Origin of the sequence: Bacillus sp. JJ1122, assembly GCF_036964885.1 — a bacterium.
In the GTDB taxonomy this organism is placed as follows: Bacteria; Bacillota; Bacilli; order Bacillales; family Cytobacillaceae; genus Mesobacillus.
In genome coordinates this window covers 26,598-43,093 of the sequence record NZ_JBALQL010000027.1, presented here as the reverse complement: position 1 = coordinate 43,093, position 16,496 = coordinate 26,598, and the positions used below count along the sequence as shown (strand labels likewise).

The following is a 16,496-nucleotide window of genomic DNA, read 5'->3' as shown; positions in this document are numbered from 1 at the left end:
AACATATAAATCCCATACAATTTATGCTTAATACTAAAACTTTTTAAAAAATAGAAAGGGAGATTGGGGATTGAATAAATTTTGAATATTACTTCCTTTTTTTGTTCGCCTTTCAACTTTTTCGAAAATTTCAAAGCATTAAATATACATAATACAATCCAAGACAATATATAAGGATTGTTTTTATCAATATCTAAAATTGCCTTGGCGACAGAAATATAGTCAATCGCCTTTTTATAATATTTATTTCCACTCATAATAGAGTTGTGACGTTGTCTATAATTTACAGTTAGTATATCAATCTTTCTTACGCCTTTTGCCTTTTTAAAGATCCTAATAGTGTATTCCATATCCTCAAAATAAACATTTTCTATAAAATTTTCATTTCGAACCAAAGTTGACTTATATAATTTATTCCACACTACAGAATTAAGTGTATTTGATTTTATCCCTGCTTCTAGCATTTCAATCCCAGACATAGTTACATTATTAGTAATATCTGATGCCATGCCATATATTTTATTTTCTCTAGCATTATCATCGAAATAATACTTATACGAACCAAAAATTATATCCAAATCCTCTTTCGAAGCTTCTTTAAGCATACACTCGAGTACAGTGTTATCACTAAGAAAATCATCACTATCTAAAAAGTAAATATAATCTCCACTAGAATGCATAATTCCAGTGTTTCTTGCTCCACTAAGACCTTGATTTTGTTGATTTATAACAGTTAAATTATTATATTCATCCAGGTACTTATCTAAAATTTCTTTACTCCTATCAGTCGATCCATCATTTATACAAATAATTTCTATATTTTTATACGTCTGCTTTAACACACTTTGAAGACATTCTTCTAAGAATTCTTCAACATTATATATTGGAATAATTATACTTATTTTAATAGTAATCACCTTCTTAGCTTATGCTTCCTCTTAAGCAAATCATTATAAACAGATTTATATTTATTCACCATTATGTCTATATCATACTGATTTGCTCTTTTCATTCCCAAGATAGAATATTTTTCAGCCAGACTTTGATCTTCTAACATTTTACTTATGTTCTCTGCTAACTCTACATAATTACCCTTTTCAAATAAAATACCCGCGCCTTTAACAACATTATCCAACCCAGGGACTTTACTAGCCAGCACAGGTATCCCAGCAGCCATAGCTTCAATAGCAACTAGTCCAAATCCTTCCCAGTTAGATGAAATAATACTTATATTTGCAGATTTAACAATCTCAGGTACATCTCTTCTTCTACCAATAAAAAAAACTCTATCACTTATATTTAATTCTTTTACTCTATTTTGATAGTGGTTCTTTAAAACTCCTTCACCGACCAAAATTAATTTAACACTATCATCTAATAGAGTTAATGAATTTAATAATGTTTCATGATCTTTTTGTTCGTCAAATCTAGCTACCATTATTAAAAATCTATCACTAATATTAACATCTTTAACTAATAGATTTGATAAAGAAATTCCTTTAGCATTTTTAAACTTCTTTATGTCTATACCGTTTAATATGGTCTCAAACCTACCACTAGGTTTTTCTTTTATCCAATTAAGTAATTCTGTTTCTGTCTCGGGAGTAATGGAGATAATTTTGTCATATAAGGAATAGATAAACTTTTCTAGTATCCAAAGAAATTTATAGTTTCTTCTTCTGTTATAGGTGTTGTGCTCTGTTGCTATTAAAATAGGTTTATTTTTTAATCCTATTGTTGCTAATGCAACCCAATATAACATCGGGAAAATATGGACATGTACAACATCAAAATTCTTTATTTTTCTTCTGATAAGAAATAAATTCCTAAAGTCAAACTTATTATTGTATTTTAGAATATCTATTTTTACCTTGCCCTCTACCAATTCTTTTTCAAAGATGTTATTCCCTTTATCCTCGAGCAACATAACTTCTACGGTACAATCTTTTTTCGATAATGACAGTGCCATATCTGTTATTAATCGTTCTGCCCCCCCTGCAACTAATCCCGTGTTTGCATGAAGAATTTTCAACCTTTTATCCATTCAAAATACCTCTTTTTAAAATCATGATAGTATTTAGAATCTTTAGACCATGGACCAATAATAATATGATTTTTATATAATGTGAAATCTCCACTAAAAACTTTTTTACTCATCTCAAAATAATTTAAGCATGCAAACTTTACTGTTTTATCTCCAAAATTACTTAATAGGAAGTCATAGACTTGTTTAGCGGTATGTCCTGTGTCTATTGAATCATCTACAATCAAAATATTTGATACTTTATCTAGTATTTCTTGTTCTTTTGCAAAATATACTTTTCTATTTGAGTTGTTATTATGAATCCCAGATTGGAGTTCTCGTTTCCTGAGGTGATTTTTTAGATTCTTAGGAATTATTTTTAATAAAGGACTAATTAACTCTTTCAGTTTATTACCTTCCCGTACTGCATATACTTCAATCAAAGGAACATTAAAATACTTACTAATAGTATCGCCAATAATAAAAGACCCTTTTGCTATAAAGACCACTACTTCAGGTCTAAAATTTCGATCCACTTTTCGAGCTAAGTTGATGCTTGCTTCTTCGGTATCTTTTATGGATAATTCTAAAAAGTTCATCGAATCTCCCTTTTCTTAATAACTTTACTATTCTTACAAGTTTTGTGATTTCATGTGCAAGTTGGATACAATCTGCTTTTACATAATTAGCATAGTTCAGATTGTTTAGAAATTCTTCCTTGTTGTTAAATTCTTTCATAAGATTATAATTTCTACCCAATTCTATAAAAGTGTGAGCATCACTACCAACACTCTTAATCTTTCTGTAATTGTTAGCTATATCTAATTGAATATCTGAAAATTGCCTCTTTATATTACGTCCATTATGAATCTCTATAATATCAATCAGATCTATGTTTTTCCGAATTTCATCTTCATGTAAGACCGTTTTGTATCTTTTCTCATCATAGGGGTGAGGCACATATACTATTCCGCCCTGCCTTCTAATCTCGAGCATAGTCTCTCTTGGTGTTAGTCCTGGATTTATCTTCTCATTTAAAAATAAACCAATAACCTCACCTTTGCTGGTAAACACTTCCTCGCCAACTATTACAATTATTCCGAATTTAACCAGAAAGTCTTCGAATTTTTTTGCGCCGATTATTTCATTATGGTCCGTAATCCCTACTACTTTAATTTTCCTTATCTTTAAAATGAATAGGTACAACCACCTATTAAGAAAGCTATCATGGGAATAATGTGTATGAGTATGAAGTTCCACTTTTATTTCCATTTAACTCAACCTTTCAAAAAGGATATAATTAGTATTTTGTTTTAATAAGCACCCTTTTTTAAAATAACTAATAATACTGTTTTCAAAATGATTTTTATATCGAACAAAAAGGATTGATTATATACATAATGGAGTTCAAGGTGTACTCTTTCAGGATATCCAACATTACTTCTTCCACTTACCTGCCAATAACCTGTTGCACCAGGTTTTACAGATAAAAATTCCTTTGTCTTTTCACCATACTCTCGTAATTCCTCTTGAACTACTGGCCTTGGACCAACTAAACTCATGTCTCCTTTGAATATATTAATAAACTGTGGAATTTCATCCAAGCTTGTTTTCCTTAGAAATCCTCCAATCTTAGTAATACGAGGATCTTCATGTGGTTCTAGCTTGTAGTTATTATCTAAATATTTTTTATAAAGCTCTTTATTAGCCTTTAACTTATTTTCAGCATTTACTACCATAGAACGAAACTTGTAAATATAAAATAATTTCCCGTTTCGTCCTACTCTCATTTGTTTAAAAACAGCGGGTGCTTTTGAATCCTCAAACTTAAGAAGAGCTGTGATTAATATAAAAACAGGTAGTAGTAACATAAGTCCACTCAAAGCGCCAACAATATCCACCAAACGTTTCATAAACATATATATATTATTGTTTTTAGTTGTTAAATTTTGTAGTACTGAGGAGTTTTGGTCCATTTTACTTTTAACTACAGAGGTCATTTCTGTCCACCCCATATCCTTTTATAGTGTTACTTCTTTATTATTGATGATTTGTTCCATATATTTCAGCAGATCGGTCTTTAGATCTTGTTGCTGTAATGCGAACTCGATTGTAGTTTGGATGAAGCCTAGCTTTTCACCGACGTCATAACGTTTACCTTCAAAGTCATATGCGAAAACACGCTGAATTTGATTCAATTGTTGAATTGCATCCGTCAATTGAATCTCTCCACCAGCACCTTTTTCTTGCTTATCTAGGAACATAAAGATTTCTGGAGTAAGAACATATCGGCCCATAATGGCTAAGTTTGAAGGAGAAGTACCAGTAGCTGGTTTCTCTACAAAATTATTTACTTGATATAGACGACCATTTTTTGTTGAGGGGTCAATAATGCCATAACGATTCGTTTCCTGATCTGAAACCGTTTGAACTCCTATTACAGAAGATAATGTCTCTTCATAACGATTAATCAATTGACCTAAACATGGTGTGTCACTCTGAACAATATCATCACCAAGTAATACTGCAAAGGGCTCATCCCCAATAAAGTTTCTTGCACACCACACCGCATGTCCAAGACCTTTTGGCTCTTTCTGACGAATATAATGAATATCTGCAAGATTCGTAGAATATCGAACTTTTTCTAGAATATCAAACTTCTCTTTTTCAATTAGGTTTTGTTCTAATTCATGTGCATAATCAAAATGGTCTTCAATTGCACGTTTACCTTTCCCAGTTACAATAATGATATCTTCAATCCCTGACTCAATAGCTTCTTCTACTATGTACTGAATCGTTGGTTTGTCTACTATTGGAAGCATTTCTTTCGGCATTGCTTTTGTTGCTGGCAAAAATCTTGTTCCAAGTCCAGCAGCAGGGATAATGGCTTTTCTTACTTTTTTCAATTGTTTTTCCTCCTGATTTATTTCAATTTTCTTAATTTAACCTTTATTAACTAAGTATTTGACAAAAATAAATATCTAATGAAAACACACATGTCTTTACATGTTCTTTCATTAGATATCTATTGTTTTAATATAAAAGTTGGGCATCTAACCCGTCCTCACATCATGCTATTGACAACTCGCGTGTCTAAGGATGGCATTTTAGCATCCCACAGCATGATCGAGTGCCCCCATGGGTAACGGGTAGGAGGCATCGCCGGTCAAAAATTCTGACAATGTTGTATGTTAATTCTTGATGCTATTTAGATCTCTACGCCTTAAAAAATCCCGAGGAATTTTTTCTTTTTAACTTGATGAGGAATTTCCCTGTATACATTTTGACCTTCGACTAATAGTTCTGCGTTTTCCTTAAAGAGATAAACCATATCTACACCATAACGGCTGTCTATATGTTCAAATGCACTTTCCAAATGTAAGGCCCGATTGGTTAAATTGTGAGCATCGGAAGCGATGAAATGCACAAGGTTTGCGTCTATTAACTGTTCAGAAAAACTCTTCACTTTTTTTCCGAATTTCCCATTTACACTTGACGCAGTCAGCTGTGAAAGCGCGCCTTTTTTAATGAATTGGTATAAAAGATCAGGCTTCTCGACAATCTCCTGATTCCGTTCAGGGTGCACAATAATTGGGATTAAACCTTTGAGTTGGATATCAAATAATAACTTTTCTGTATAACGAGGAACATGGCCTGATGGAAGTTCGATGAATAGGTACTGGGTACCATTAAGGGTTTGAACTTCTCCATTCTCGATGCCTTCGAGGATTTCTCCGTGGATTGCTGGCTCCTGGCCAGGCAATACCTCTAATGGGATTCCCTCTTCCTGAAGACGCAAGTTTAATTGTGCGGTTTTTTCGACAATCACTGATTTTGGATTATCGTATCGTCCGTTTTTATGGTGGGGTGTAGCGATGATTGTGTGGATTCCTTCTTTGACTGCCGCTTTTGCCAATTCTAGAGAATCCTCCAAGCTTCTTGCTCCATCATCAATACCTGATAATATGTGACAATGTATATCAATCATCGCAATCACTCCTTCCAAACTTTTGGTAGTTTTATAGGTCTTTTACCATGCTAACACGTTGAATTAATACGGTAAAGGGTGTATTTTGTCACACTTTGTCGAATGACGTTATTTTTTTCCGTAATAGTAATAGTAGTCGGACTCTGTAATTTTTTTATTGTTCAATACTGCTCCGAGAAGCTTTCCTTGAGAGGCGATCAGTAATTCCTTTGCTTTTGTCGCTTCTTCGATTTCTGTCTTCCCACTAGAAACTACTAATACGGCACCATCACACTTATTCGCTAGAATCTGAGCGTCTGTTACAGCGAGTACCGGCGGGGTATCGAAAATAACATGTTCAAATTGTTCTGTAGCGTGCCTTAGAAATGTATCCATCGAGACTGAGCTTAATAATTCTGCAGGGTTTGGCGGGATCGGTCCGCTTGGAAGAATGGATAGACTTGAAATACTTGACTCTACAAACGCATCTTCTAACTCTTTCTGCTTTGTCAAAACACTTGTTAAGCCAACAGTATTTGTTAAATTGAATGTATAGTGTACTGTAGGCTTTCTTAAATCTGCATCCACTAGCAGGACTTTTTTACCCTGCTGTGCGAAAGTAACAGCAAGGTTTGCTGCCGTCGTTGATTTACCATCTCCAGGTCCTGCAGATGTAACCATAATTGTATTTAATTCTTTGTCGATCGATGCGAATTGGATATTCGTTCGGATGGTCCTGTACTGCTCTGTTATCGGTGATTTCGGATCAAGGGCTGAAACGAGCTTCCGTCGATTATCCAACGTCATTTTTTTATTTTCTTTTTTAAGACCCAACAGACTCACCTCTTACTCTCGCATTTCGTTCATTCCTGCTGTTTCTGTTTTGGATATGAGAGTCATCTATTTGCGCTATCACACCTAATAAAGGCAATCCAAGAGCCTTTTCGACATCCTGCTCATTCTTGATCGTATTGTCAAAGTACTCCAATAAGAACGCAAGTCCCACTCCAGCCATCAATCCAACCACTAGTGCAATTGCGATATTTAACAATGGCTTCGGTTTAATTGGTGATTGATTATCTACCACTACTGCTTTTGCCAAGATGCTGACATTGTCCACTTTCATGATGTTCGCAATTTCCCTTGTGAATACATCAGCTGTTTTATTTGCAATCTTAGTAGCCTTCATAGCATCTGAATCTTGCACTGAGATATTCACAACTTGGGAGTTTTGTTCACTTTGAACAGTAATTTTCTCATTCAGTTCAGCGGCTGTCATATTTAAGTCTAGGTCATCAATTACTAGATCCAGAATAGCCGGACTTTTAATAATGACGTTATATGTGTTGATCAATTGAAGATTCGTTTGGACTTCATTGTAGTTGTATACACCTTGCTCATTTTTCGACTGATTGACTAGCAACTGCGTTGAGGCTTGGTAAATAGGGGTTAATAAAAAGAAACTAATCAAGCCGCTCACGGTAACTGCTAAGAGAGTGATCACGACTATTAAACTCATTCTTTTCTTCAACGTTTGCAGCAATTCTTTTAAACTAATTGTCTCCTCCATTATGCTCCTCCAGTTTATGTTGAAAATTCCTTATAAATAATACCATATTTCATTGAATAATTTGTTGTTAATTGTCATAATTTTAATCATAATGTAATTTAATAGCTTACTGGAATAGTTTAACGGTTTATTTTAGTAAAGGAAAGGTATATTTTGTAACTGGAAATATTTTAAAGTTTAGCTTTACAATAGATTGGGAAGAAATACAAGTTTGGGGGATTTTTGCATGAAAGCATTTTTCACTACCCTTCTAGCAATCATATGCATGGGTGTTTTATTATGGGGAAATATTTATTGGACAAAAAAGACTACCGTTTCTGGGGAAAGTAATGAGAATCCAATCGTTTCTGAAACAAAGAAAGTGGAAGAAAAGACTGAGGAACCTTCAGATTCTTTATTAGAATTAACTAAGAATTGGCCTGAACATGGTGTGGAGAGCTTTAAAAAGGCATTGAAAGAAGAAAGACCGTTTAAAGTACTCTTGATTGGGTCGTCAGCTTTAGGAGATGAACAGTCCGGCTGGGCTGCTCAAACTAAAGAACAACTGGTAACTGCTTATGGACAAGACCATATGGATGTTGAGATTCAGGTTTTTGATCAAACATCCCGGGAATTTACGAACGAAGGCGGAGTAGAGAAGGTAGCGAATGCACAGGCAGATATGGTATTGTTCGAGCCTTTTACTCTAATGGATAATGGTGAAGTGGCAATCGAGGATTCACTAAACAATATCCAAACAGTGATGGACGGAACATTAGAAGTGAATCCTAATACAGTATTCATTCTTATGCCGCCACACCCAATTTACAATGCAACTTTCTATCCAAAACAAGTTGATGCACTTAAAGAATTTGCTGCCGAAAACAATATTCCTTACCTTGATCACTGGGAAGCGTGGCCAGATTATTCATCTGAAGAGGTTAAGGAATATATTTCATCTGACAACAGCCAGCCTAGTGAAAAAGGACATGAACTTTGGAGCACGTATGTAACGGATTATTTAATAAGCAAGTAAAAAAAACAGACACCTTCTTCTAAACTGGAAGGTGTCTGTTTTTTATGGAATAGAGAAAAGTCCGGCAGTTGATTGACTGGGGGACTCCCTTTTTTAGTTATTGAATGTGTCGTCTAATAGTTTCGCAGATACTAGGAAATTAGCAAGAATAGCTGCCATTTCATTTCGTTGGGTGTAGCCGTTCGGGTTGAAAGTGCCGTTGCCTTTTCCTTTGACGATTCCTGCCTGGTAAACAGCTTCTACACCTGATTTAGCCCATGATCCTACTTGTTTTGCATCTTTGAAGTCTTTTAGTGATTTTGTTTTATCTAATTTGCTGAAGTCATAGTTCACGAATGAAATTCTCATTGCGCGCTCGATCATGGCTGCTGCTTGTGCACGAGTGATTTTTTCGTTAGGAGCGAAATTGCCATCGCCCTTCCCTTTGATCACACCATACTTAACCGCTGCCGTTAATTCGCCATTTTTAGCAAACCATTCAATTCCTCGTACATCCTTGAAGCCTCCATCGTATTTCTCAGTTGGAAGACCAAGAGCACGTACTAGAAGTACTGCGAACTCTGCACGAGTCATGTGTTTTCCTGGCTCGTATTCACCTGTTGCTTTACCAAAAACGATATACTTTGAAGCAAGTGTGTCGATATATTCCTTCGCCCAGCCACCCTTTACATCCTTGAACGTTTTGCTGTTTTCCACGATTGTGTACTCTGAGTTACTCAATGATTTTACAGTCGCTGTTTTACCGTTGAATAAAGTCGGGATCGCAGAGAATGTTCCATTTGGATTCAATCTTACTGCTACAGACTTTTCTTTGTTGAAGTTTGCGCCGCCATTGATTTCACGTTCTACATAAGTAGAGAACTTAGACACTGTCTCTTTCTTGCTGCCAGCAACTGCTTCGATTGTAAAGTCGATTACGTGTGAAGCAAGCTTTAATCCTGTCACATTTGCAGGGCTAACAACGTTTACTGAAATATTGATTTTTACATTATCTGCTGTTGTTCCAAGCTTTTTAGCAAGATCGGCGACCTTAATTTCTGAAACTGGAAGCTTGTAAGATGCTTCAGCTGTAGTAATTTTCACGATAGCCTTTGCATTTTTCTTTGCTGCTTCTGTGAACAATGATGCAGGAACTTCTGCCTTCGCTTTTTCACCTGCTGCAGGTGTTTGAAGAACGACTTCAACTGTGTTCTTTTCAGCGGTGATCAAAGCAACGATTTCAGCTACCTTTTCAGGAACGATCTTTGTAATAACCTCTACCATTCCTGAAGCATTCTTCTCCCTCACTACTTCTGCTGCCTTTTCAGGTAGCTTGATAGCATGCGGATCTGAATTTCCAGGAGGTGTTGTTGGTGGAAGTGTTCCGCCGCCGCCAACTGGAGGTGTTGTTTCGGTGTTAGGGTTGCCGGCTTTAAGCGCTGCAAGTAGAAATGCATCTTGTAAAGTTTTAAGATCAGAAGATTTGATAAGATTTTTCTCTACTAATTTCTCGTTAATACGATTCTTCATCCCTAACAGGCCATCAAGATTTGTTCCCATTTTAGTATAAAGGTCGCTATTCAATTTTGCATAAGCCGGATTGGACGCTATTACATCGGATCTAATTTCTTTTACAACCGTTTCTAATGTACCATCACCTAATGCTTTTAGTAACTTATCCTCATATTTTTCGTTCCACACCATTTTCTCTGTATCAACTAATAATTGAAGAATTAAATCGATTGACTTAGGACCCATTACCTTTTCGATCGCTTGGCCAGAAGCGGATGCTTTAAAGGCAGTGTATTTGGTCGCTAGATTCGTAGCATTGGAATCGTAAACGAATGTTGCGATTTCTTTTACAACGGTTTCAGCTTTTACTGAAGTGTTTGCAGCCGTAAGACTAGCTTGCATTTGGGATTTCACAGGCGCTGTTAATACATAAGTCCAGTCATCGGAAGTAAAGGTAAAATTGTCCTTCAATGCCGCTGCTACTGTATTGAACAGTTCCTTTTCACCAAGGTTGCTATAAATAAGAGTCACACGGTAAACTGCTGTATCTACTGTCGATACTTCTGCAGCATGTGCTGTCGAAGTTTGTAGTAATAAGCCCGTAAAGGCCAGTGGCGCAAATGCGAACGATGCTGCGATAATCGCCTTCATTGTCTTGTTGCTAAATGGATACTTCTTCACTTTTAACTCACTCCAGTATGATTTTTCTCTTAAAATCTAGTTTTTAACTAGTTCCTATGTAGATAGGTCTATATTAATTCATTAATTTACCAAAAACAATGCTTTATTTAGAATATGTCGAAAATTGGAATTTTCTATATTTTAGAATCATCTCCTTTTTTCGACATTTTTATGGTAATATTTATATGTTTTTACGGATATGGGAAGGGAGAAACACCAACTAATGAGAAAAACTTTTAAAATGGCGATTTTCACTGTTCTGTTGCTGCTCGTCGGCGGTGCAGGAGTTTTATACTACTACATGAATGTGAAGGAATACGACGTTGCAGATGAAAAGGTAGAGGAAATTACGAAGAAGGACTACCAGATTGACCTTCCTGATCTTGATGGTGCTGTAACTGGAGAGGATGGAAGCAGCGAGGATCATACGGATAGTAATGCTGCGACTGCTGATCATGATGCGGGCAGTAATGATCTAGATAAAGGTGAAGCTACGGAGGGTGCTAAAGAGGACACTAAAGTGGCTCGTACAACAGCGGGTGCTGATTCGAAAGGTGATGGTACGGCTGAATCTAGTCATGATTCTTCAACGGATGCAGCGAGTAAGAAAACTTCTACCAAAAGTGACCGTTCGAAATCATCAGCTGGTACACCATCTTCAAAAAATGGTTCGGATAAGAAAGACGATGGTAACTCAGGTCATAATTCCAACAACAAGCCAGTAATAACAGCCGACACCATCAAAGCGGCGTACCGCCCAGCGTTTGAATCGTTACAGTCCCAAGCAAATGCAAAGATTGATGCGCTTGTAAATACGGCTTACAATGAATACCAGTCTAAGAAACAAAGCGGCGAGTCTGTATCTATTACATACTTCTTCCAGAAGTACACTTCAGCCGGCAAAGAACTCGAGAGCAATACAGACGAAACCTTCAACTATATTTACGGAGCCCTTGTAAATGATTTACAAGACAGAGGCTTCAGCAGCTCCGAAGCAAACGAATTCAAAACACAATACGAAAACGCCAAATCAGCACGCGAGTCCGCATTGATCAGCAAAGCTAAATCAGCATTATAAGAACATGGGGACGGTTCTCATGTTCCATCGTGAAACACGATGGAACGCGAGAACCGTCCCTTTATTTCTTCCATATATAAATGATTGCTGCTAATAATAGGAGTTCTAATACGCCGTACATCATGATGTCGTTCCAGACGGGATAGGCGGTTACCTGGTTGTGGAAGTAATCCCTGGCGATCATGTCTGCAATTACAGCTGCGGCAAAGCTCATGACCTGGAGCGCAGCTGCCTTCCAGAATTGGCCCCATCTGGTCAGAAAGATCGCTGCCTGAATGATGATCGTCGCAACAAGGAGCACCAGTGTAATATTTTCATAGACTGCTTCATACTGCTGCGGTACAACCAGCGTACCCGTCAGCGCATACATGATATATTCATACCCAATAAAAGCTGCACCAACCAGCAGCAGAACCAGCTTCTTGATCATACCTAGTCTCCTTTGGAACGTGGGGACGGTTCTCGTGTTTCTTTCTGGAACACGAGAACCGTCCCTTTGTATCATTTGATTAATTCTGCAATCTTTTCATATACGATTTCTTGTTTTGTCATATCGCTGTGAGATGATTGGGATGAGCGTCCGACTACGACGAATGCCTGGTCGTAGGGTACTGCCTCTACTCCCTCTTCATTTTCTCTTTGAAAGTCGGCTGGTATGCCAAGCTGGCTGCCGATGGTTACGATATTGTCGCCAAAGTATTTTTCACTCAAGACATCTTTATTTTCATCCGGCAAAGTAATGCCGTGCTTGCCTAGCTCTCTCTTAATATCGGAGAATAGCTGAGCGTCTGTTTTACTTTTACCCTGAGGGCCGAAGGTTAACATAATTGGAGCCTTGTCGGATGGGATGTAATACTTATCTACTTTGCGCGGCGGGATACGGTCCCCTGGGACATCATCAATCATTTCATAGTATCTGCCGATCAGTCCGCCGAAGAAATAATAGTTTGTGCTGCCTTTGTTATCGGAATTCAATGGCTGCTGGCCATAATCAGGGCACCAGTTCTTTGGATCCTGATAGAACAGGTCGCTGTCTTCACGGTCAAGGTCGGCTGCCACGAGGCCGCACACTCCGCCATTGTTCAGGTAATCGGAACCATAGTGAGGTGTATCGACTGTGACCAGGTTGTCGATTCTCGGATCAGAGCTGTCCTGAAGCGTTTCGATATACGTACGTGACACCAATCCGCCGGCACTGTGGCCAACCAGTGAAAAGCTTGTTTCCTGGCTGTACCCCTTCGTGACATCGACATCCTGATTTGGCAGGTAATTGGCGATCAGATTTTCCAGGTATGTCTCAAGGTGCTGGGCGGCATAAAGGACATGGTCCATGTTCTCCCAGTTAAAGACAAAGATCGATTCGTTCGCATCATACCCTTGCATTTCCAGATGCCTTGCAAGAGAATCAGCCCGCACTTCTTTAATATACTGTGCATCAAGGTGGTTATATGTCAGGTTGTCTCCTTTGCTATAAGCCGTTTTCGTTGCGGTCAGGTAGCTTGGGACGTCCTTTGTAAAGTCAGGCTCATCCTGTCCGGCAAACAGTGACAGGTTGCCATTGTCCAGCCATGCATCGCCGCCCCATGTATCGCCAGTGTTTGAACGGATGCCGTGAAGCAGGACGACTGGCTTGATGTATTCGCGTAATGGTTTGTCATCGTACTTGTCATTATCGTTGTCACCGTCCGTATCCTCATTATTCGGATTGCTGCGCGGATATTCTTTTAAATAAACCTTTGTCTTGTTGGCGTTGACATAAATATTGCTCAGTCCGCCAAGCTCATCAGCGTCATTGACTTCATCGCCATCTGTATCGGCAAGATCGAATTTGGTGGTGAATTTGTTTTCGACTGGAATCTCGATATCAGTGAACGGAACATGGAAGGTATTCTTCAAAATGAAGCCACCATTGCTTTCCGCCAGCTTTTCCACCCAGTCTGGCAGGCCATCGACGTCTGTGTCATCATTGTCGATTTGATCCTTTGATCGTTCAAGGACGATTTCCAGATCTTCAGCGGACTCTACATGGTAGAAGTCCCCACCTGTATCATCGGCAATTTTTTGTAAGAGGTTGAAGTCGATGTACTCGCCAAGACCAATTGTCGTAATCTTGACACCCATTTGCTGCGCCTTCGTTGTCAGGGTATGTGTATAGTACCCTTCACCGTCTGTCAGCAATATGATTGCCTTGTCGGCATCTGCGCGTCCGTTCTTTTCTAGTTCGGCAAGGCCTACGGTAACTCCTGCTGCGATATCCGTTCCGCCGCTGGAATCGATTTTATCCACCGCTTCTTTCAAAGCTTCTTTATCCTCTGTCAGCTCCTGAAGCAATTGAGCCCAGCCATCAAAATCAACCACTGCCCCGCGATCCCCGACAACCGCTACCTGATCGCCTTCCTTCAAGGAATCGATTACTTCTTTTGCACCTGATAGTCGGTAATCATTCGGGTCATTGCTGGACATGCTGCCTGAGCTGTCGATGACAAGCACAAGGTCAAGCGGCTTCTCTTGCTCTCCGCCAGCATCAGGTGCCGGAGGAGTCTTCGTATTTTCTTCCCATGATTTTGCCCATAGGCTTAAATCACCGAGCACATAAGTTGAGAAGTGAGTAAGAGTTGCTGAAACCGTTGAATTTCCTGTGTTCACCTGCTGGTTTTCAACTGGTTCAAGCTGGTTTGATTTCGGATTGAAGTAGAAAATCCTCAAGTTTTCCGGCTGGATGCCGTTCAGCTGATTAGGATCGTAATCCACCGTTAGGGTTGCACTGTCAAATTGTGATGATGTTGTGATATCGATTGGTTTGCCCACAACACCAGCACTGCCGACAATTTTGCTGACAGACTTATCTTCTTTTATCAGCGTTGTTTCCGTTGCGTCACCTGTCGCTGCAAATGTCAGCTGAACATTCTGCGCTGCGGACTTCAGCGTTTGTTCTCTTTTTTCCAGACCGTCGATGATGCCGTCTCCATCCGTGTCTGGGTTTAATGGATTGGACTTGAATTTAATTTCCGTGCCATCGTCCAATTGGTCATTATCTGTATCTTCGAGCGTTGGATTTGTTTTATAGACACCAACCTCTTCCTGATCCTTCAGGCCATCTCCGTCTGTATCATCCGATAATGGGTTGGTCAGGAGCTGCTGTTCCTGGATTGTCGTGATTCCATCACCATCAAAGTCCTCGAGCGGGTCCGGGACGCCGTCTTCATCTGTATCCGGTTTTAATGGAGAAAGATCTGACAGGTACAGAACTTCGTAGCTGTCTGCAAGCTTATCGCCATCGGTATCTGGGTTGAGCGGATTGGTGCCAGCTGCTTCTTCGAGGATGTTGACTAGTTTATCCTGGTCATAGTCCTCGGCTCCGTCAGGAATTTTATTGCCATCTGAGTCCGGTTTGAGCGGATCGAATTTTGCTGGCATTTTTGCCTGAACTTCGAAGTAATCCGATAGTCCGTCACTGTCTGTATCCGGGTGCAGCGGATTCGTTTTATACGTGTTGGCTTCTTCGCCATCCTTCAGCTGGTCGCCATCGGTATCAGGCTTAGCCGGATCTGTGCCGATTTGTCTTTCCTGTTCATTGGAAAGGCCGTCAGAATCACTGTCTGTAACGGTTGTTTCCTGAAGCTTCTCAACGGAAATCGCAGCGGATTTCTCGATGAGGTACTTTTTGCTTTTTGTTGTTACTTCAATTTTTACGACGACCGTATCGGTTTGCGTATTGTTTTTAGCGGCTGTCCACTCTGCCGATTGCTTGTCGTTTGCGACGGTCAGGTTTCCGGCTGTGGAACTCCAACTGGCTGTGTAGATAAGGTCTTTGTCTTTTGCTTCGAGAGTTAGGGTTACTTTTTCACCATAAGTGATTTTGCTCTTGGAGGCTGTTAGTTTGAATTTTTGTGCGAGGGCCTCCACTTCTGCTTTCTTAATGCCGTTGATATAGCGTGACAGGAAAAGTGAGAATTGAAGTCTTGTGATGTGGTCTCCTGGTCTGAATGTTCCGTCTCCGTAACCGGTCGTGATGTCATTTGCGGCGATTGCCCGGATGAAGTCGTGTGCCCAATATGTTTTCGGGACGTCTTTGAACTTTTCGCTGTATGTAGCTGGTGTCTTCAAGCTGTATGCTTTCACTAAAATCTTCGCCATCTCGGCACGGGACAGCTTGCCCTGCGGATCGAAATTGCCGTCTGCCTTGCCGCTGATGATGCCTTCCGCTACCGCAGCAGCGATTGCCTCATAGCCAGGCATACCCTTCTTTACGTCCTTGAAATTTGGATTCGGCCGGTTCTTCGTGTCCAGCTGCATTTCCCTTGCGATCATTGTGACCGCCTGCAGCCTCGTGATTGGCAGGTTCGGCCTGAACGTATTGTCCGGATAGCCGTTGATGATGCCAAGCGACACCAGCTCCCCAATCTCCTTCTGGTATTTTGGCAGATCCTTGAATCCCTTTTGCGGGCTGGCCAGGGCCACTGCTGATAGCGACTGCATGATCAGGAACACGATCAGCAAGACCGAGAACAGCCTTTTGGTTTTCTTAGTAAACTTCAAACTCACATTCAATCCCCCTAGATTCGGATTTTCGTTCTCAGATACACATTATATTGTTCGTTATTGGGAACAATTCCTCCTGCATAAAAGATAAAAAATTGGAACCGTCCCCCAAACAAAAAACACCTTCCA

14 protein-coding genes are annotated in these 16,496 nt (G+C 39.3%); 2 read left to right on the top strand and 12 right to left on the bottom strand.

Annotation, left to right across the window (positions count from 1 at the left end):
- The 9 genes from V7201_RS16865 to V7201_RS16825 form a co-directional block, all read right to left on the bottom strand.
- Positions 1-917: glycosyltransferase family 2 protein (locus V7201_RS16865; protein WP_335377921.1), on the bottom strand; the 917-nt coding region annotated here is incomplete at its 3' end.
- A complete protein-coding gene (locus tag V7201_RS16860; RefSeq protein WP_335377920.1) occupies positions 914-2,044 on the bottom strand; it encodes a glycosyltransferase in 1,131 nt (376 codons plus the stop codon). The genes V7201_RS16860 and V7201_RS16865, both read right to left, overlap by 4 nt.
- Entirely contained in the window at positions 2,029-2,622 is a 594-nt protein-coding gene (locus V7201_RS16855; protein ID WP_335377919.1) for a phosphoribosyltransferase, read from the bottom strand. Before V7201_RS16855 ends, V7201_RS16860 begins: the two co-directional genes overlap by 16 nt.
- The gene (locus tag V7201_RS16850; RefSeq protein ID WP_335377918.1) at positions 2,543-3,295 is read right to left on the bottom strand and encodes a PHP domain-containing protein; all 753 of its coding nucleotides are present in this window, start codon (positions 3,293-3,295) and stop codon (positions 2,543-2,545) included. The genes V7201_RS16855 and V7201_RS16850 overlap by 80 nt, the downstream gene beginning before the upstream one ends.
- A 41-nt stretch (positions 3,296-3,336) precedes the next feature.
- Positions 3,337-3,999: a sugar transferase gene (locus V7201_RS16845; RefSeq protein WP_335377923.1), complete on the bottom strand. Its 663-nt coding sequence runs from the start codon at positions 3,997-3,999 to the stop codon at positions 3,337-3,339.
- 45 nt (positions 4,000-4,044) lie between these two features.
- Positions 4,045-4,929, bottom strand: a complete 885-nt coding sequence (galU, locus tag V7201_RS16840) for a UTP--glucose-1-phosphate uridylyltransferase GalU (protein ID WP_335377917.1) — start codon at positions 4,927-4,929, stop codon at positions 4,045-4,047.
- 317 nt (positions 4,930-5,246) lie between these two features.
- A complete protein-coding gene (locus V7201_RS16835) occupies positions 5,247-6,011 on the bottom strand; it encodes a tyrosine-protein phosphatase (protein ID WP_335377916.1) in 765 nt (254 codons plus the stop codon).
- Between the two features lie 108 nt (positions 6,012-6,119).
- Positions 6,120-6,824, bottom strand: a complete 705-nt coding sequence (locus V7201_RS16830; protein ID WP_438825067.1) for a CpsD/CapB family tyrosine-protein kinase — start codon at positions 6,822-6,824, stop codon at positions 6,120-6,122.
- Positions 6,814-7,560 (bottom strand): YveK family protein, encoded by a 747-nt coding sequence (locus V7201_RS16825; RefSeq protein ID WP_335377915.1) that lies wholly within the window; start codon positions 7,558-7,560, stop codon positions 6,814-6,816. Before V7201_RS16825 ends, V7201_RS16830 begins: the two co-directional genes overlap by 11 nt.
- Before the next feature lie 226 nt (positions 7,561-7,786).
- Here V7201_RS16825 and V7201_RS16820 point away from each other — a divergent pair, with 226 nt between their 5' ends.
- Positions 7,787-8,575, top strand: a complete 789-nt coding sequence (locus V7201_RS16820; RefSeq protein ID WP_335377914.1) for an SGNH/GDSL hydrolase family protein — start codon at positions 7,787-7,789, stop codon at positions 8,573-8,575.
- A 93-nt stretch (positions 8,576-8,668) separates the two neighbouring features.
- Here the strand turns inward: V7201_RS16820 and V7201_RS16815 are convergent, their stop codons facing one another.
- Positions 8,669-10,747, bottom strand: a complete 2,079-nt coding sequence (locus tag V7201_RS16815) for an S-layer homology domain-containing protein (RefSeq protein ID WP_335377913.1) — start codon at positions 10,745-10,747, stop codon at positions 8,669-8,671.
- Positions 10,748-10,970: 223 nt separating this feature from the next.
- On the opposite strand from V7201_RS16815, the gene V7201_RS16810 reads away from it, so the two are divergent.
- Positions 10,971-11,825, top strand: a complete 855-nt coding sequence (locus V7201_RS16810; protein ID WP_335377912.1) for a hypothetical protein — start codon at positions 10,971-10,973, stop codon at positions 11,823-11,825.
- A gap of 61 nt (positions 11,826-11,886) precedes the next feature.
- Here V7201_RS16810 and V7201_RS16805 read toward each other — a convergent pair whose 3' ends face one another.
- Positions 11,887-12,255: a hypothetical protein gene (locus V7201_RS16805; protein WP_335377911.1), complete on the bottom strand. Its 369-nt coding sequence runs from the start codon at positions 12,253-12,255 to the stop codon at positions 11,887-11,889.
- A 71-nt stretch (positions 12,256-12,326) separates the two neighbouring features.
- Positions 12,327-16,370, bottom strand: a complete 4,044-nt coding sequence (locus V7201_RS16800; RefSeq protein WP_335377910.1) for an S-layer homology domain-containing protein — start codon at positions 16,368-16,370, stop codon at positions 12,327-12,329.
- Positions 16,371-16,496 lie beyond the last annotated feature (126 nt).